Raw genomic sequence first — 18,844 nt, 5'->3', positions numbered from 1 at the left:
AATGCTATAATTGAATATTTAAACCGAAAGAAAACACACGCTCAATGGGGTAAGTTCCATTGAAGTTTTCTGGATCGGCACCGTTAAAAGTTTTTGAACTTAAAGTCCACAGGTTTAATCCATTTGCGAATAGGCGAGTAGATTTTATACCAATTTTTTGAGTAAGCTTAGCTGGAAGCGTGTAGCCTAATTCTACATTTCTCAACTTTAGGAAATCGCCATTTCTTAACCAAAAAGATGAGCCTACAAAATTATTTGGCGCACCGTTTCTTGGCCCAGAGTTCGTGGTTAAGCGTGGATATTGAGCCGTGGCAGCTGTTGATGGTGTCCATCGGTCTAAATGGTTTTGATAAGCTTGCGCCGTACCACCTTGAAACTCCCAGTAGCTATTTCCCGATAGGTAAACTTCTTGATTAATTACGCCCTGCATTAAAGCGCTAACATCAAAGCCGCCAACATTAAAACCTAACCTGGCACCTAAAAATAAACTCGGCTTTTGCGAACCGATGGTGGTTTGGTCATATTGGTTAATGATGCCATCGCCGTTCAAATCCCTGTATTTAATATCTCCAGGTTGTGGCGTGTATCCTTCTATAGTAGGGTAACCTGTAATTTCCTGCTGGCTACGGAACAGTCCTTCCGCGATGTAACCGTAGCTTTGCCCTACTCGGATGGCCTGTACGCTGCATCCAGCTATACCTTTGATTGGCTTCTGCGCTATAAATGAGTTTACTGTTCTGTAAACTAGCGTTCAATCTTGCAAAATAGCCCCAGCCTTTCTTACGTTCGGTCCAACTTAACTGGGTTTCCCAGCCATAGTAGTCTTGCTTTCCGATGTTTTCGCTAGGGTAAGAAATGCCCAATAGCGAGCTATTCATCCCTCTTACGATACTCAAATCGGCGTAATTGTTTTTATAATATTCTACATTTAAACCTAGCCTATCGTTTAGGAAACTGGCATCAACACCTATATTCAACATCTTTGCATATTCCCAGGTAACAGCAGGGTTAGCCAAATACGACTCGCCAACGGTGGTTGCACCACCAGCGCTGCTCCCAAAAATGGCACCAGGCGAAGCATTGTACACTTGCTGATAAGTATAGTAAGCACCATTGTCTCTGCCAACTTTACCATAAGAAGCATATAGTTTTAACTCACTAAGCCAACTGTTTGCTTTTAAAAAATCTTCTTGATGGATGTTCCAACCTAAGCCTAAAGCTGGGAAAAAGCCATATTTAAAACCTCCATTATCGGGATATCGATTGGCACCACTTTGCGAAAACGATACCTCGGCTAGATATTTTTTATTGTAATTGTACGATACGTGACCAGAAATACCCTGGATGGTGTAAGGCAAATTAGATCCATTAATTAAATTATCTCTGTTGGCCAACACCACCGCATCAACACCATGTAAGCCAAAATCACGTTGGTAGCCAAAAGATATTTCCTGAAAATCGGATCTGTTTTGGAAAGCTATGTTATTGCCATTGGCCTGATCGGTATTGTTATTATATTGACGATAAACAGGTGCATCAGTACCAAATCCACCGATTTGCTCAAATACCGCAAAAGATTTATTCCTGATGTAGTTTTCTGCCAAATTACTGAAAAAAGATGCTCTAGCTTTTGCCCATAAGCCTTTGGTTAAATCGTCTAAATTATATTTTAAGTAAAAATCTGATAAAACGGTTCTGGTATTGGTTGATGAATACCCCGCACTAACGCTTTGGGCAACAATGTTATTTTGAAATTGCGATGAGCCGCCGTAAGTGCCGTTGGCATTAAAAATAGGATAAGCGCTATTTGGTGTTGCTTTTAGGGAGTTAAAAATACTCTCGGTTCCAGAGTTGCCCGGACTGTTATCGGTCAAAATCCGTCCCTGAACGTAAAGACCTGCACTCAATTTATCCGTTAAATTAACATCTACATTAGAGCGAATAAAATAGCCCAGAAAATTAGCATTGGTAGAATATTTTGTATTGATATCGTCTCTCGTTTTTAAGAGACCATCTTGCCTAAAATGTTCTAAATTGACAAAAAAGCGTACAAACTCGTTGCCTCCACTGGTATTTAAGTTGTATCTGGCTACCGCAGCCGATTTCCTTAATACTTCATCAGCCCAGTTTACATTAGGGTAACGCAAAGGATCGCTACCGGTTTGGTAAGCGTTGATGGCTGTTTGGCTAAAACCGTTATTGGCAACCGAAAGGCCATCGTTAGCTAATGCCTCATTATATAAAGTTGCATAATTAAAGGCATCTAGTGGTTTAGAAATTAAATTTTGGATAGGCTGCTGAATACCAAACTGACTAGTAAAGCTTATTTTTTGGCCACTTGAAATTCCTTTTTTTGTGACAATAGAGATTGCCCCGCTTGCTCCTCTTACACCCAGCATGGCTAAAGAAACTGCATCTTTTAGTACCGTAACCGATTCAATTTCCTCCATTCCAATTTCTGAAACAGAACGCGGAATACCATCTATAAAAATAAGCGGGCTTTGGCCACGCAACCTTAGTGAGTATCCTTCGTTAAAAGGTTGCCCGCTATTTTGACTGGTGGTTAAACCGGCTAATCTTCCGGCTAAGGCAATGGGGTAAGAGGCCACCAAGGTGCTGCTAAGTTCGTTACCATTGATAGTTGCCGAAGAACCCGTAGAGAGGCTATTGGGCGTATTGAAATAGATAAGTTTTTTAAATTTCTTATCTACAAGCTGCAAGGTATCTTGCTTTTTACTGGACGTATCTGAAACTCGCTGGGCGAATACCATTGGCGCTTGATAAAACAGCAATGTACAACACGCAAATACCCTCAGCGGTTTAATAAAAACTGACATGAAAAGTTTATTTAGGTTAAGAAAAATGGTTAATCATATCGGCAAAAGAGCGCTAGCTAGTTAATGCCGCAAAATGCTAATTAACTTAAAATCTAGGAATTGAATGAAGTGTAGATTTGTTGTTCATAATAATTTGGTTAGGGTAATAATTTTGTTCGATTACACTCAAATATATCTAGGTTTTAACACCTTACCTTTAGAAGTTCTATCTATTTTTCATGGAAACGTTCCCAAAAATTGGGAACGTTTCCATGAAATAAATAAAAAACATATTATCAATTAGTTATCAATTAGTCAACAACTAATTATGGCGAATATTTTGGCTAAAATCAGGTTAAAAAACACACTATTCCCAACAATTTTTTCTTTATAAAATAGAAAAAATAAATATTACTGCTAAAGCATCAAACTACTTAAAAGCGAAAAAAGCTTCTTGTATACCAAACGGCAACGAGAAGCTTTTAAGAGTACATTAATTTAATTACTTATTGCACTTGCAAATTCATCAACTTTAACCAGCCTTCGGTAGTAATGTCTCCATTTACAGATAGCCTAATGCCAGGTTTATTATCGTTGGTTGTATCTACTATTGCTACCGCCCAAGTGTAGGCTCCGGAAGGTACATCTACGTTAGTTTTTAACTCGTACTTTGTTGGACTGTTTTTAAGCCAATTAGAAGGTTCGCTAGCTTTATCTACTATCACTTTTTTTACAGCTCCATTGGCATCTAATAGTGCAAATGCCACTTTATACTTAAAATTCCATTGTGGTATGTTATTAGGGAAATAACCCCAGCCCATGTTTCTCCAGCGATGAGTAATCACTGTTTCGGTACCACTATTTACCTTTTCTGGCAAGTAAACCTGATCTGGATATAAACGATAACCACCTTCAGAAGTAAAACGCTGCACTAATGTAAAAGCTTTGGTAAACCAACTTTCGGTATCGCCAACACGAAAATCCATCATATTAACAGCAGCTTCCAATGAGGCATCAAATTCTCCTTTTCTCACATCTTCTGGATGGCCTTCTCTGTACTTACCGCTAGGATCTGTCCAGTAACGATGCGTACCGCTGGTAATCCAACCACCCTCCATTAAAATGGGGCGTTTAAAATTCCAAGTTTTTGCAAAAGCCTTTTCCCAACTTTGGTAATAATCTGTCATTCCAAAGGCATCTTGTCTTAAACTGTAGCCCTTATTAATTAGCATGGTCAACAACCTATCGGAGTTTGGATTTGCTGCGCCCCAACTTACTGGATCGCCCACTACCCTATGATAGTTGATGACCAAAGGGATTTTTGTGAAGTTTTGAACATAAACATCAGAAATCCAATCCATCACTTCTTCTTTCATCACTTCTGTGCTCTGCCCTGTTGGTGCCGCAGGATCCTGATAAATTACATTATGAGCCTCGCCCCATTTCCCTAAACCATAAGCATCAATAAAAGAAGTTTTATTAGGATCATTAAAATCTTTTGCTAACTCTTCGATAAATTTAGCATAGTATTGTCTAAAAATAGGATCTTGTGGAAGCGGGGTTCTACGATCTGGAAACCTAGGATCTTCGGTAATGTATTTCGCACCAGCATCAAACACAAACTGAGGGGTATTTAAACCTTGATCACGTCCATCAACTACAATTCTGAAGGCAATTGGCAAACCTCTATCTTGTACTCCCTTTATCATTTTATAAATTGCAGAGTTAGGATCTCTCCAAGCGTACACACCGTTAGATGGATTAAAATTAGCCCATTTGGTACGGATGTAACAGGCCGATGCATAATCTATTGCCTTTACTTTTTTGCCTAAATCTGGCACATAATACTCCGTATCCCAATAAGTAGGCGATGCTGTTCCAGAACCATACATTACCCAACCATTTAACGGATTACGGAATACCGTACTTCTATTGTAATTAGGCTTTACAAGCGTTCCCTGAGCTTGCATATCGCCATCGTTGGTGTTTTTTTTACAAGCAAAAACTAGTAAGCAAAACGCCATGGTTAGCGCTTTTAGTCCGTTGATTTTATAATTCATCTTTTTCATTTGATGTAATCTATATTTAGTGGTAATGAAGCCATCAGATTTATTTATCCCACTGTGTGGTTAAAAAATCATGATGGTTTCATTTGATGTCATCTTAAATTATTTGATACACTGATCTTATTTGCTGCTTAGCGCTTCTCAGCAAGAATGGTGTTGTTTCTTAAATCGAATATCAGCACGTTGGTTGTAGCAGGAATGGTATAGTAAGAATTACGCTGCGCACTTGTAGAACCTCCCGATAGTGTTGCCACAGTACCCAAAGTGAGTGCAAGTTCTTGAGCCGTTCCGGTTGCACTTAATGGAGCGCTAAAAGCATAAGCTAGGTTTTTACTGTTATCGCTACCACCGTAAACAATAAATTTAGCTTTGCCTACCCTGCCACCTGTGTAAACCAAAATCTGTGGATCGGCCAAACTTACTTGGCAGTTCATTTTTATTGGAGTGCCCCAGCTGTTAATAGCTCCGTGCATCCATAGTTCTGTTACGGTAGTGGTTTGTGGCACGGCGCCATCTCCGTTCCAGTTTACTACTTTTGGGCTTAGCGCCATAGCTGGCGAATAAATAGTAGCTGTAGCTTTTTGCATGTTTACCACTACGCGGTACTCGCCGGCAGTCTCAATTTTCCAAGCAAATACATTTTCCCTAATTTTAATGGCTACAGGAGTACCATCTTGCAAGGCTGTAGTCGCATCAGAAGAAACCACATAATTAGTAGCACCATTATATTCTATCGGGATTTCTAAATTACCAGGTTGCAAGTTTAATACGTAAGCATATTGGTTTAAATTCTCTAATGTTTTAGGCATTTCAATTCTGTTGATGCCCGTAATTGCCGAGCCACCCAAGAATACCTTATCGGCATCGAAAACTACGGTTTTGATAGGCGTTACATTTACCCTAATGGTTCGTACTTCTGGCGCTTCGAAAGTTGCACCACCTTCCCATTCGGCTACTACTCTAAACTCTAAAGTAAACGACTTATTGGCTGCAATACCCCATTTTTCGTTTGCCCAATTTTGTAATTGCTCTGATGTAAAACTTTTGCTGTATACGCCATCGTCTTCATAAGCCATAATGGCGGTAGATGAACCAAAGTTGTTGCCTACCACGTCTAGTCTAGTGGTATAGGTTACCATGTGATCATCAGACTGAGGCCTTGCAGGTGCCCAAGTAAAAGTTACAATATCTTTAGCAAGGTTATTCTCATCTAACACGATGTCGGCCGATGAAACTTTAAGTTCCATTTTTTCTTGAACCTTTGGAATGTCTTTAATTTCTTTTTTACAGGCCGAAAGGGCGAGCAAAAAGCAAAAAGACAATAAGGTTTTATATAAATATTTTGTTGTTTTCATGATGTCGTTATATCAAAATCATTATTCTATTTTTAAACTCTAGATCTTTGTCGAAATATTTTTCGCCTATTGATATCCCGGATTTTGAGGGAATGGAGCACCTGTATTGGCATCTCTAATAGCTTGTGGAATTGGCCACAACGCATGATTTTCTGTCACTTTGCCCGCAATTGCTGGGTTGTATTGTTTAACCCTATCCACATATTTTTTGGTACGCACCAACGTAAACCTTCTACTTTCTTCTCCTACCAATTCTCTAATGCGCTCATCTAAAAGGAAATCCATATTCATATCGGCTGCGCTCACATCGCCAGCACCAGCTCTTCTACGTACTTCATTTACGGCGTCGGCAGCTTTTCCAGGATTGTTTTGGCCCAAATAAGCCTCGGCCAGTAGCAAATAAGTTTCGGCCAAACGAAATTTCATACGGTCTTTGTAACTGCCAGTTAAACTCAAGTTCTCTGCACGGCCGTAAAAGAATTTGGTAATTGCCGGAAACAATGTTTTAGTAGTGAACCAAGTTTGTTCGGTAATTGGTGCTCTTTTGCCAAACAAAGCTGCATCTGCTGCATTGTTATAGTACCAATCTCTTTTAATGTTATAATTTGAGTTACGGATATCTGTACTGGTAAATATACCAGGTACATTGCCAGTGGCATTGGTACGGTTTGTACCTGTCCACCATTTCATTGGCACCAATTGTGCTAAACCTCTACCGCCTAAAGTATCTGCCAAAACAAAACCACTAATAGAAGAGTAATTAGGTATCCAAGCTCTACGTGTCCAATCGTCTGAATTGGTACCACCACCCACTACGTTAAACTGAAATTGCAATACCCAAATACTTTCTCTGTTGGCTGCTGTTCTGTTTTGGTTGTTTTCTAAAAATAAGTCGCTAAAAACATCGCCTGGTTTATCTTTATTTACGCCAAATCTGGTTTTCATCAGTTCGTAATAACCACTGTTAATTACTGCCAAAGCAGCTTGTTCTGCGGCAGGATAATCGCCTTGCAATAAATAAATTTCGCTAAGCAAATGACTGGCAGCCCATTTAGTAAGTTTACCTTGTTTAAAGCCCGACTGATCTGGGTTGGTTGGCAGGTGATCTACAGCAAACTTTAAATCATCCACCATGTGCCCTATTACTTCGGCTTTTGGTGTGCGTGTAAAGTCAAGTTGGAAATCGTACAAAATGGTTTCTGTGTAAGGCACATCGCCATATAAATACACCAATGTACGGTACGCATAAGCCCTGAAAAAACGAGCCTCAGCTTGAAAACGAACTTTATCCGTTGGCGAATCCCAGTTGGTATTCTGCTCTGAGTATACCAGCATTAAATTGGCCGAAGAGATTAAGCTATACGCCCAATTCCAATAGGTACCTACGAAACGCTCTGTTGGGGTAAGCGTAAGGTTGGCAAAAGCCATTAGAGAGGCATCGCTATTAATTACATCGGCAATATCTGTTGCTGCCTGCAATGCTTCGTAAGGAGCGGCTCCGTTGTGGATATAAGCACCGCCTTCTCCGTAAGTATTGTATTCTGAGCGAGTTAAAGCATAAAGACCAGCACTACCTACTTCGAAACCATAAATGCTGGTGTAGGTATTGGTGGGTGCTAATTCTGTTTTTAAATCTTCTTCTAAAAACTTTTTACAGCCGCCTAATGAGATGATTACGATAAGCGCTAAACTTGCATTAATAATATTTTTCATTTTCGTATTGTATTAAATTAGAAGTTTACATTTAGGCCAAACATATAAGAACGTGCGGTTGGATATGATGCCATCCAAGTGTTATCGTAGTTAAGTACTTGTCTGATATTGGAGAAAGTGTGGAGGTTGTTCACGCTTGCATTAACATCGATACCGCTTAGTCCTATTTTTTTAGCAATGCTTTGCGGAACACGATATCCAAAAGTTATATTTTTAACTTGTACGTAATTCACTTTTTTGTAATAACCATGTCCCTGAGTGTTCAGATAACCGGGAGATACGATGGTGGCATTAGGATTTTCTGGTGTCCAATAATTGGCGCCGTGTACATAATTGGTAATTCCGAAAGTCCAAGCACCCATGTTGGCCATGTGATCATCTCGCCATACGCCAAAAACGCCGGTTAACAAGGCTGATGCATAAAAGTTTTTATAACTTAATCTATTGGCAAAAGAAGCGGTATAGCGTGGATTTCTAGAACCGATAACTGTTCTATCAGCTGTGGTAATTACTCCATCGCCATTTACATCTTGCAATTTAGCTGCACCAGCGGCAGCACCAGGTTGCATACTGTAATTTTCGCCAGTTTGCCAAATACCAATCATGTTATAGTCGAAAACCACTCTCAAAGGCTTTCCGATATACCAGTTGTTACCAATATCATCTTTTCCATCCCCTCTTAGTTCTACAATTTTATCTCGGTTTAGTGAAAAAATAGCTGTTGAGTTCCATTTGAAATCTTTACTTTGAATATTAACTGTATTTAAAGTAAATTCTATCCCTTTGTTTCTGGTAGCACCAATGTTATCATAAACTCTGCTATAACCGTTCATGATGGGTACCGTGCGGATCATCAATAAATCTTTTGTATTGGCTATGTACGCATCTATGGTACCGCCTATCCTATTTTTAAAAAATTGGAAATCTATACCCAAATTGGCGGAGTACGTGGTTTCCCATTTAAGATTTGGGTTACCCACACCATCGCTAGCCAAATATGCTGTGTTTACGGGCTGTCCGTTATCGCCCCAAATGTACTTCACGTTAGAGTACAAACGATCTAACGATCGGTAAGGAGGTATTGCTTGGTTTCCATTAGCCCCGTAAGACACACGTAATTTCAAAAGATCTACCCAATTTGCGTTGTTCTTCAAGAAACTTTCTTCTCCAATATTCCAAGCAACAGCACCTCCAGGAAAAAATGCGTACTTATTATTTCTTGCAAAATTAGAAGCCCCATCAGTACGACCCGTTATGGTAAGTAAATACTTGCCTTTATAACTGTAATTTAAACGGCCCATATAAGAAAGCATCGCTGTTTCAGATAGTCCCGAATTATTTACCACATTTCTAGCTGCAGTATTCATCATAAAATATTCGGTATCATCAGTCACAAAACCTTCGCCACTTTGTGATGAAGTGATACTTTGAGTTTGTTGTATACTGAATAAGCCAGTGGCATCAATGCGATGATCGCCAAATGTCCTATCGTATTTTAAGAGGTTTTCCCATGTATAATCGTAATAATGCGAATTGCTAATAGCTGCCCTGCCTCCTGCTAGTCCAGCTTGTTCCCTTCCATCAAAAGTGTTACGGCCATAATAGGTACCATTAAAACCGCTTCTGTAGTTATATCCAAAATTTGATCTAGCAGACAAACCTTTAACTGGAAGCAGTACATCTGCATACGCGGAAAGGAAAAAGTTTCTATTTATCCTATCTTGTACGGCATTAACGTTACGCATAGGATTGGCAATCAACGAATACTCCATGGGTTCTGGCACATAATTGCCAGCGGCATCTTTATAGCTACCATAAGGACTTTGTTTAATGGCATGCTCTATATTTGGTGTAACGCCGCCATCACTTCGTTGCGTAAACTGCATACCCACACCAATAGTTAACCACTTGTTAAAAGTTTGATCTAGATTAGCGGTCATATTTAAACGAGACAAACGTGAATTATACACTACCCCGTCTTGATCTAAAGCCGCCAAAGAAGCCATATATTTGGTGCTTTCTGTACCTCCAGACACGCTCAATTGATGATCCATGGTAACTGCACGTCTAAAAATATAATCTTGCCAATCATGGGTAATGTTATTGGCATAGTTACCACGTTCCGTTACGCTGATGATATCTCCAGCAATTGGATCTAACAAAGAACCTGTATAGCCTTGTCTTAACCTGCCAATATCTTGCTGAAAACGGATATACTCGTTAGGCCCCATTACCTCTATCTGTTGCATTGGCTCTGCTAAACCAAGTTGGCCGCGGTAAGACACACTAGCTTTTCCCAATTGCCCTCGTTTTGTTTGTATCAAAATTACACCATTAGAACCTCTAGAACCGTAAATAGCTACCGCAGAAGCATCTTTCAATACAGTTAGGTTTTCTATATTATTTGGATCAAGATCTACTAATGAGCCACTGTAAGGAATTCCATCCAAAACAATCAAGGGATTATTTTGAGCAGACAGTGAGTTTTCTCCACGAATAAGTAATGATTGATCGGCCCCTGGTGCTGCGCTCCCAGAAGTAATGGTAAAACCCGCCACCTGGCCTACCAAACGATCCATTAAATTTGGTGTAGAAACCATACTTAATTGCTCTTTGCCAACTACGGCCAAACCTCCAGTTAAATCTTTCTTTTTTGCGGTACCGTAACCTATTACAACTACTTGGTTAAGCACTTTGTCGCCACTCATTTTTACGTTGATTACTCCCGATGGATTGACCTTGAATTCTTGCGGATCGAAACCAATGTAGGAGAATACGAGGGTTGCATTTCCAGGAACTTCTATCGTATAATTTCCTTCGGTATCGGTAGAAGTACCCTTGGGCGTTCCTTTAACAAGTACCGAAACGCCAACTAGCACCTCTCCTTTTTCATCGGTAACTTTTCCTTTAACTTTAACCGGATCTGTGCTTTGTGAATAGCCGTAATTTGTTGCTAGTAGCATGATGGCTAAAATCATCAACCAGCTTTTAAGCTTAATGTGTAATGCTCTTATCATTTATATTTATTTTGGTTAGGATTTAAAACTTTAACATTTGATTTCTTCACTTTATATGAAGAAATTTGGTTCACGTGATTTACCTTATAGGCCTTGTAATTGGTTCATTGAAATTTTTACTACTGCGAATATTTAGAACTGGTTGCAACTTTACAGCTCCTTTAACAGCTTATCGTATTTTGATCTTGAAAAACTGAAACTCTTGCAATACCCTACGCATAGTTTCTACCAAGCTCGTTAAATAGATGATTGGGTAAGTTGTAGGTTTTAATGAATAAGTAACTGGTGTTTGGATTTTTTTTGGCTATCGCCTTTGAGCAGCCCGTTTGGTTACAAATAGCAACAGCTATTAACTGATTAGTTTTCATACTCGGTTTGGTTGTTATAATGGTTAAGACAAAACTATCCGCATCAACTATTCAGAGGGTTCACTTTTGTACGAAAATGGTTTGGTTTTGTACAAACGGAAGGTTTTCTGCTATTTTTTGCTCAAACAACCATAAAAAAGCCTTTTTTACTTCCTATTTAGGGTTTAACATTTTTTACGTGATCTACCACTACACTCTCACTTTGCTCAATATCAATTGGAGCGCCTTGGCCAGTATAGAAAATATCTCTAAAACTAGCGTTCGCTATTCCTTTAACTTTTACCTGAAAATTACTTACCAAGTTTCTTACAAATAAACCGTTGATGTTTTGCGCATACTCCGCTTCTAAACCTTTTTTAGATAAGGGGCTGATGATCATGTTTTCGATAAAAACGTTGCTTATTCTTAGTTTACCTACGGGCATAATACGAATGGCACGATGCGAAAGAGAATAGAAATCTTGCCAATTTTGAAGATAGATGTTAGCGATATTATCCTTTTCGCCAGCATAAATGGAACCACTTACGACATTCACATTTTCCTTACCTGCTTCTACCCCTGTATCAGTTAAACCGATATTGATAAAATCATCGCCACTTTTACCTTTAATGTTAGCAATGATGATGTTTTTGCAGCCAAAACGTACGCCCATTCCATCTTGGTTAAGGATTTGTTTTTCTACTCCGGCAACATTAACCGCTTGTCGTACATCGAAAGTAATATCTTTAACCACACCATTGGTACTGCGCTCCATTACCAAACCATGGCCATGGTAATCTTTCAAAGTAATTCCACTAACCTGAAAGCCATCCACATAGGCGAAAATGATGGCATGGTTGCGCCAGCCACCTTTTTGGTTTTCGTTGGGTTTGCCGGCATCGGTACCAAAAGATTGGCCAAAACCATCTGGATTTAAAGACAAGGTTTTGTTATGATCTCCCGTAGAACGAGGATTATTGGCTCCTTCTAACAACACATTACCAATACCAATTACCTTAATGTTTTTTAGCGGAGCGATATTTTTAATTCCTAAACCTGCATTAGCAGAACGGATGAAATTATCCCTGCATTTATCTGATAGTTTGATTTTGCAGTTATTCAGTTCCAGTTCAAAATCTGCAGGCAGCAAAATTGCTTGATCGATTAACCAAACATTGGTTTTGGTAATGGCATCATATCTTGGGATGACTACTTTTCCTGTAGTTATCTTCGCATCGTTAATGGCTTTTTGTATACGTTCTGATTGCGTACCAGTTTTATAGTTATTTGGACTGAGGTAAGTTTCATTTGGTTTTTGGGCAACAACTGTTAATGCAGCTATAATTTGTAGAAATAAGCAAATGGTAAATAAAACTTTTCTAGGAATATACATTACTGTTTTTTTTGAGGATAATACTATTTTAAAGCAAGAATACTTGTTTTTACTATTATTTTTTATGTTTTTATAACCTTTTCTTTAATCTTGTTAAGGCTTCCAAATAATAATAATCGGCATAGGTTAAAGGCGCATCAATTTCTGATTTGAAAGGATAGGCACCTGTGCTATGTTTCAAGATGAAATCTCCATTTTCGCCACGTTTAGCGGTATATTCATCAGATGCTAAAGTTCTAATTTGAATATCAACTACTTGCATATATTTACGCTTTAATTTGGCATCTACAAAATCGCTTAATTCAATTAAAGCCGACGCCATTACCGTTGCCGCCGAAGCATCTCGAGTGGTATTTGGTATTTGTGGCGCATTGTAATCCCAGTAAGGAATAAAATCTTTTGGCATATTTGGGTGGTTGATTAAAAAATTGGCAATGTTCTTTGCTTGTTCCAGATAGCGTTCATCTTTAGTTTCGCGGTACAGATAGGTATAACCATACAAGCCCCAGGATTGTCCGCGGCTCCATGCAGAATCGTCAGCTGCACCTTGATGGGTCTGCTTTTTATGTGGCAAACCAGTTTTTTTATCGTAAGAGACTACGTGATAAGAACTAAAATCTGGTCTGAAATGATGGATCATCGATTTGTTGGCATGTGAAATTGCGATTTTTTTAAACCTCTCATCTTTAGAATATTTAGCAGCCCAAAGCAGCAATTCTAAATTCATGAGGTTATCTATAATTACCGGATATTGCCAAACTTTTGTATTATGATCCCACGAACGGATTAAACCTACGTTCGTATCAAAACGAGTAGCTAATGATTTTGCTCCAGTTAACAGCACTTCTTTGTAACGTTCTTCGCCTGTAATACGTAAGCCATTACCAAAACTGCAATATAACATAAAGCCTACATCATGGTTATCGGTGGTGTACTTTTCTCGCTCTACCCTATCGGTAAAAAGTTTGGCATATTTAAGCACTTCGGTATTTTTATTGTTTTGGTACAAGTACCAAAGTGAGCCTGGAAAAAAACCGCTGCACCACCATCGTGAATCCGATGAGGTATCTTTACCGTTTTCAAATGATTTTGGAAATCTTCCAGGTTGATCTTCATATTTTTTCGCCATTAAAAGGCTTTGCTGCTCGGCATTTTGAAACGCTTTATCAATTACTTGCTTTAAAGATTGTGCCTTAACTTGCCCCACAATAATTAATGTGATAAGTAATAGCAACGAAATTTGTGTTCCTTTTTTGTTCATTAGTTTAAGTTTGAATATTTGGTACCAATTGAGATTTGGCATCTTCAAAACTACCACAAACACTTACGATGAAGGGTTCAATTTTGTACAGAAATGGTTCTCTTTTGTACTTTAGGATGGAAATTTGAGCATCTTTGGGGCTTTTAGAAGTTTTTAGCACTACCAAGAACGTCATCCCAGATTTAGTCTGGGATCTTAACGCTGTAGAACCAATTTAAGATCTTAACAAAAAACCTTTTTGCGCTTTAAGATCCCCGCCTTCGCGGGGATGACGACGTGGGAATGACCGAGCGAATTTGACAATGCCATTGCCAAGAAATACTACTTCTTACCTGCTTTACATTTAAACTACCTATCATGGAATTTATAATTTCATTTATTTTTCGGACCTCAGATCCGACGATAGTGCTTCGGAATTGCAAATTCCGAAGAGCGAAAGTTCTTTGTACAGAAATGGTTCGCTTCTGTACTTTAGGATGTAAATTTAAGCATCTTTGGGGCCTTAAGAAATTTTTAGCACTACCAAGAACGTCATCCCAGATTTAGTCTGGGATCTTAACGCTGTAGAACCAATTTAAGATCTTCAAAAAAACTTTTTAGCGCTTTAAGATCCTCGCCTTCGCGGGGATGACGATGTAGGAATGACCAAGCGACTTTGACAATGCCATTGCCAAGAAATACTACTTCTTACCTGCTTTCTTTTTAAACTCAGAAGGACTTAATTCGAACTGTTTTTTAAAGCAAACACTAAAGTATTTAGCGTTATTAAAACCTGTTTCATAGGCCACTTCGGCAACCGTTAAATCAGATTTTTCTAACAAATAAGCACTTCTTTTTAAGCGGATATTCAAGATAAATTCCTTGATAGACATCCCCACAATGTCGTGAATTTTTTGATACAAGATGGTTCTGCCTACATTCATATCAGACACAAAATCTTCTACCGAGTAATTGGCATTGGCAATATTTTCTTCAATTACCTTCATCGCTTTCCTCAGTAGTTCTTCGTCCATAGAGGTAACCGTTACATTAGATGGGTCTACTTGTATGCGCTTGCTGTATTTCTCTTTCAGTTCTTGCTGATTTTTGAGAATGGTTTCCGCCTGCTGCATTAGGTAATCAACATCAAAAGGTTTATCTATAAATACACTGGCACCATACTCCAAAGCTTTAATTTTGTTTTGGTTATCATCGCCATTTCCAGAAATCATGATGATGGGAATATGACTAGTTTTAAAATTTTGCCTCAAGCTTTTGCATACATCCAAACCAGTTCGGTTAGGCATTACTAAATCGGTAATAATTAGTTGAGGATAAATTTTTTCTGCTTTTATCAACCCTTCGGCACCATCACTTGCGGTATACACATTATATTTTTCTGCCAGTCGCTGCTCTAAATAAGCACGTAGTTGCGGATCATCCTCCATCAACAACACGCTATCGGTCTTCTTAGCACTAGCATTATTATTTTCTGGTGCCTCCGTATCTTGCATCATGATATCGTCAATCTCAGAAATGGTATAATCGTACACATTAGATTGCATATCTCCAGAGCCAGCCTGTTTCATCAGCGGTAGCATAATGGTAAACGAGATTTTATCGGTTTTGTTTACCATCCAAATCTTACCATTTAACACTTCAACAAGCTCTTTAACAATTGCCAATCCCAAACCAGAGCTTTCTTCGAACGTGGGCCGTTGCGACGATAAACGATTAAACGAAGTGAAAAGCGTTGCAATCTGTTCTTCAGAAAATCCATCGCCACTATTTAAAACTTCTATAGAAACATACTCGGCTTCTTGCTCGTCTATTCTATCTGTTAATCTTTCCTTTTCTTGGTTGGTAGAACTGTAAATACGTACACCAACATAACCTTTGTTTGGGGTATATTTCAGTGCATTTGAAAACAAATTGGTTAGTATTTTTTCAATCACATCGTAATCAAAAGCAACGTATAAATTATCTTTATGAGCAGCAATATTGGTTTCTATTTGCTTTTTGTTGGCGTAAAGTTCAAATAGTCCAAAAAGATCTCTTACAAAGTTGATAAAATCTCCATTTTGAGGATTAAGTGTAATTTTTTGGCTTTCAATTTCTCTAAAACGCAGCAACTGGCTAATCATACGTTGTATTCTGGACACATTTTTCTCGATTAGGCCCATGTAGCCAATAGCACTATCATTAGCTACCAAAGTTTCTTTTAATTGTTTTAAAGGCTGTATGACCAAGGTTAAAGGTGTTTTTAAATCATGAGAAATATTGGTAAAGAAATCTGTACGGGCTTGGCTCAGCTCACGCATATTTTTCTCTTTGAGGGCTTGTAGGGCTAATCTTTCTTTAAAAACTTTCTTATTGGTGTAGTACCTAATGATAAAAAACAATAAAGCAAGCGATACCGCAAAATAAAAGCAATATGCCCACCACGACAGAAAAAATGGTGGATCTACATGAATATACAGTCTAGAAATTTCATCTCCCCACAAACCATCGTTGTTAGATGCCTTGATTTCGAAAGTGTAATCGCCGCTAGGGAGATTGAGAAACTGCACTGATTTTTGATTGGCATGGCTAATTTGCCACTTTTCGCCCAGTCCTTTCATACGGTAGGCAAACTGGTTTTTTTCTGCTGATAGATAGCTATTTGCAGAAAACCTAATTTCTACATTTGACTGGCTGTTAGCAAGCTGTATGCGATTTTCTTTTTGGTTAGAAACACTAGATATGTCTTTAGCTAAAAGCGATGGATTTGAATTAGCCGTTACTTGAATATTATTTACAAAAAAACCGGTAAAAAATACTTTAGGCTTTTGAGGATTTTTGTTGAGTTGGGCTGGATTAAAAAGCATGAATCCATTGGTGCCGCCAAATAGCATTTCGCCTTTGGCTGTTTTATAAGCAGAGCGGATATAGAAAGAGCCACAGCTGTTTTCTTGGTAAAACCTTGCTTTTTCGAACTTCTTGGTACGGCTATCGTAAAAATAAAGTCCGTCGCTGGTACTTAACCAAATGTTTTTAGATCCTTCATCTTCGAGTATGCCGAATACCATTTTTGCGGCAAAACCACTGGTGGCACTGTAGTTTACATAACTACCATCTTTTTTTAACACATTAATGCCCTTGCCCAAAGTGCCAAGCCATAAATCTCCGTTAGATGCGATAAGAAAACTACACAAATAATTTGCAGAATAAGATGGATCTTTAATAAGGTAGTGTTTAATTACCTTTAAAGTATTGGGCTGCACCACATAATAACCCTGGTGGGTAACCAAACACAAATTATTTTGGTTATCAAAATATAGGGCTTCTACCTCTAAGTTAATTGGCTTACCGTTGTTGCCTGTTACTCTTACCAGTTCAATAGCACTGTTGGCTTTTTTTCTGTAGAAAAATGTCTTATCAGGATCGCTCATCCACCAGGTGCCTTGCTGGTCTAGCACATAATCATACACGGTTAATGGTTGTTTACTTTCTGGCGATATAAAATCTAAGCTACGGAATGCACTTGCATTCATATCGTAATAAGCAACACCACCACTGTAAGCCGAAACCGATAAACGTTTGTTTCCTTGATCGAACTTTAACCGCTTAATCATGTTTGAGTTAGGCGAATTGTTTTTAGATTTCAGAAAATGCTTAAAAGTGTCGCTTTGCCGGTTCCAGTAGTTTAGGCCTCCACCTTCGGTACCAATCCATATATTGCCCAAATGGTCTTCTTGGAAACTACTGATAATTGGATGGTTTAACCCTCCAGGACTGGGATTAAAATAACGCACCTGCAGAATCGTAAAGTGAACAGTAAGCAATTTTACCACCATAAGTTCCTATCCACACACCTTGGTCTGGATCGGGAGAAATGGTCCAAATGGAATTGTTGGGAAGTGAAAAGGCGTCATTCAAATTCATGCGAAGAAAACTGCTAGTTTCCTTAACCGGATCGTAAAAGAATAAACCAGCCTGCGTAGCTACCCAAATAATGCCAGTTTGGTCTATGTAAATTTTCTTAGATAACATGGTTTGGTTGCCAGCTACCACCACCGGAATTCGTTTCATCAAATTTCCCGCGGCATCTGTAACATGTATACCACCCCTGTGTGTAAGAAAATAGTAAGCTCCACCGAACACCAAACCATCGTTAATGGCATTGGTTGTTGCGCCAAAATTAGCGAATGGTAGCAAACGGCGACTGTTCATTTGCACCTTAAAAAGAGCAGCCTCTTGGGTTACAAACACATTTCCGTTTAAGCTAACGATGTTATTGTAAGATTGATTTTTGGGCAACCTAAATCCTTCGACTTGCTGGGTTTTTGGGTCGTAACTTTTTAAGCTATCGCCAGAGAACATGTAAAGCTTACCATCATTATGCAAGCAAAGTGAACGGATGATGCCATCAACCACTACTTCGAACGAAAATTTTTGGTAATTAAATTTTAGCAGTCCATGGCCAGAGCTCAAAAACAAATTCCCTGTTTTATCTATAACAATAGAGCCATAGCCCCATTTTCCTTTAGGTTTAATAGCAAAAACAACATCATCTAGCTGATAAAAACTGTTGCCATCGTACATGAAAAGCGCATCTGGCCCAGTGTACCACATTCTTCCCAAACTGTCTTTTGCAATACTTTGTATGCCGCCGTAGTAGGAAGTTTCGGGCATAATATGAAAGCGATATTTCGAAATATCAATGGCATAAACACTTTGAAAAAGTAGTGTAATCAAACAAGCAACTAGAACGTATTTTTTCATCTATTCACAAAAGCTGTTCATCATTAAAAACTGTTTAAATTTCACTTACTAAAAGCGTCGGTGTCATGTTGAGCTTGTCGAAACATTCTTCAACAAGTTGTCTTCGGGAAGCTCAGACTGACAGGCAAAGTAC

The 18,844-nt window shown here is 38.7% G+C and carries 11 protein-coding genes; all 11 read right to left on the bottom strand.

Going from position 1 to position 18,844, the window contains the following annotated elements; translation table 11 throughout:
• Window positions 1-4: 4 nt before the first annotated feature.
• Window positions 5-550: a hypothetical protein gene (locus OVA16_RS13365; RefSeq protein WP_267760175.1), complete on the bottom strand. Its 546-nt coding sequence runs from the start codon at window positions 548-550 to the stop codon at window positions 5-7.
• A gap of 73 nt (window positions 551-623) precedes the next feature.
• Window positions 624-2,837, bottom strand: a complete 2,214-nt coding sequence (locus OVA16_RS13360; protein ID WP_267760173.1) for a SusC/RagA family TonB-linked outer membrane protein — start codon at window positions 2,835-2,837, stop codon at window positions 624-626.
• A 485-nt stretch (window positions 2,838-3,322) separates the two neighbouring features.
• Window positions 3,323-4,885 carry a DUF4832 domain-containing protein gene (locus tag OVA16_RS13355; protein WP_267760171.1) on the bottom strand — a complete coding sequence of 521 codons (1,563 nt, stop codon included), beginning with the start codon at window positions 4,883-4,885 and terminating at the stop codon, window positions 3,323-3,325.
• Between the two features lie 128 nt (window positions 4,886-5,013).
• On the bottom strand, window positions 5,014-6,237 hold the full coding sequence (locus OVA16_RS13350; RefSeq protein WP_267760170.1) for a SusE domain-containing protein: 1,224 nt from the start codon (window positions 6,235-6,237) through the stop codon (window positions 5,014-5,016).
• Between the two features lie 66 nt (window positions 6,238-6,303).
• The gene (locus tag OVA16_RS13345) at window positions 6,304-7,950 is read right to left on the bottom strand and encodes a RagB/SusD family nutrient uptake outer membrane protein (protein ID WP_267760167.1); all 1,647 of its coding nucleotides are present in this window, start codon (window positions 7,948-7,950) and stop codon (window positions 6,304-6,306) included.
• Window positions 7,951-7,967: 17 nt separating this feature from the next.
• Window positions 7,968-10,967, bottom strand: coding sequence for a SusC/RagA family TonB-linked outer membrane protein (locus OVA16_RS13340; RefSeq protein ID WP_267760165.1), 3,000 nt, complete (start codon window positions 10,965-10,967; stop codon window positions 7,968-7,970).
• A 212-nt stretch (window positions 10,968-11,179) separates the two neighbouring features.
• Window positions 11,180-11,335 (bottom strand): hypothetical protein, encoded by a 156-nt coding sequence (locus OVA16_RS13335; RefSeq protein ID WP_267760163.1) that lies wholly within the window; start codon window positions 11,333-11,335, stop codon window positions 11,180-11,182.
• A gap of 157 nt (window positions 11,336-11,492) precedes the next feature.
• Window positions 11,493-12,707, bottom strand: a complete 1,215-nt coding sequence (locus tag OVA16_RS13330) for a glycosyl hydrolase family 28 protein (protein ID WP_267760161.1) — start codon at window positions 12,705-12,707, stop codon at window positions 11,493-11,495.
• 70 nt (window positions 12,708-12,777) lie between these two features.
• The gene (locus tag OVA16_RS13325; RefSeq protein ID WP_267760159.1) at window positions 12,778-13,968 is read right to left on the bottom strand and encodes a glycoside hydrolase family 88 protein; all 1,191 of its coding nucleotides are present in this window, start codon (window positions 13,966-13,968) and stop codon (window positions 12,778-12,780) included.
• A gap of 680 nt (window positions 13,969-14,648) precedes the next feature.
• On the bottom strand, window positions 14,649-17,741 hold the full coding sequence (locus OVA16_RS13320; RefSeq protein WP_267760157.1) for a hybrid sensor histidine kinase/response regulator transcription factor: 3,093 nt from the start codon (window positions 17,739-17,741) through the stop codon (window positions 14,649-14,651).
• Entirely contained in the window at window positions 17,728-18,711 is a 984-nt protein-coding gene (locus OVA16_RS13315) for a two-component regulator propeller domain-containing protein (RefSeq protein WP_267760155.1), read from the bottom strand. Before OVA16_RS13315 ends, OVA16_RS13320 begins: the two co-directional genes overlap by 14 nt.
• Between the last annotated feature and the right edge of the window lie 133 nt (window positions 18,712-18,844).

This window comes from Pedobacter sp. SL55 (assembly GCF_026625705.1).
Lineage (GTDB): Bacteria > Bacteroidota > Bacteroidia > Sphingobacteriales > Sphingobacteriaceae > Pedobacter.
The sequence above is the reverse complement of the archived record's forward strand: the minus strand, read 5'-3'. Positions and strand labels throughout refer to the sequence as shown.

Bases quoted from the DNA above. Each gene is read 5' to 3' on its own strand.
- OVA16_RS13360 (WP_267760173.1), bottom strand. From the start codon at position 2,837: ATGTCAGTTTTTATTAAACCGCTGAGGGTATTTGCGTGTTGTACATTG.
- OVA16_RS13355 (WP_267760171.1), bottom strand. From the start codon at position 4,885: ATGAAAAAGATGAATTATAAAATCAACGGACTAAAAGCGCTAACCATG.
- OVA16_RS13350 (WP_267760170.1), bottom strand. From the start codon at position 6,237: ATGAAAACAACAAAATATTTATATAAAACCTTATTGTCTTTTTGCTTT.
- OVA16_RS13345 (WP_267760167.1), bottom strand. From the start codon at position 7,950: ATGAAAAATATTATTAATGCAAGTTTAGCGCTTATCGTAATCATCTCA.
- OVA16_RS13340 (WP_267760165.1), bottom strand. From the start codon at position 10,967: ATGATAAGAGCATTACACATTAAGCTTAAAAGCTGGTTGATGATTTTA.
- OVA16_RS13335 (WP_267760163.1), bottom strand. From the start codon at position 11,335: ATGAAAACTAATCAGTTAATAGCTGTTGCTATTTGTAACCAAACGGGC.
- OVA16_RS13330 (WP_267760161.1), bottom strand. From the start codon at position 12,707: ATGTATATTCCTAGAAAAGTTTTATTTACCATTTGCTTATTTCTACAA.
- OVA16_RS13325 (WP_267760159.1), bottom strand. From the start codon at position 13,968: ATGAACAAAAAAGGAACACAAATTTCGTTGCTATTACTTATCACATTA.
- OVA16_RS13315 (WP_267760155.1), bottom strand. From the start codon at position 18,711: ATGAAAAAATACGTTCTAGTTGCTTGTTTGATTACACTACTTTTTCAA.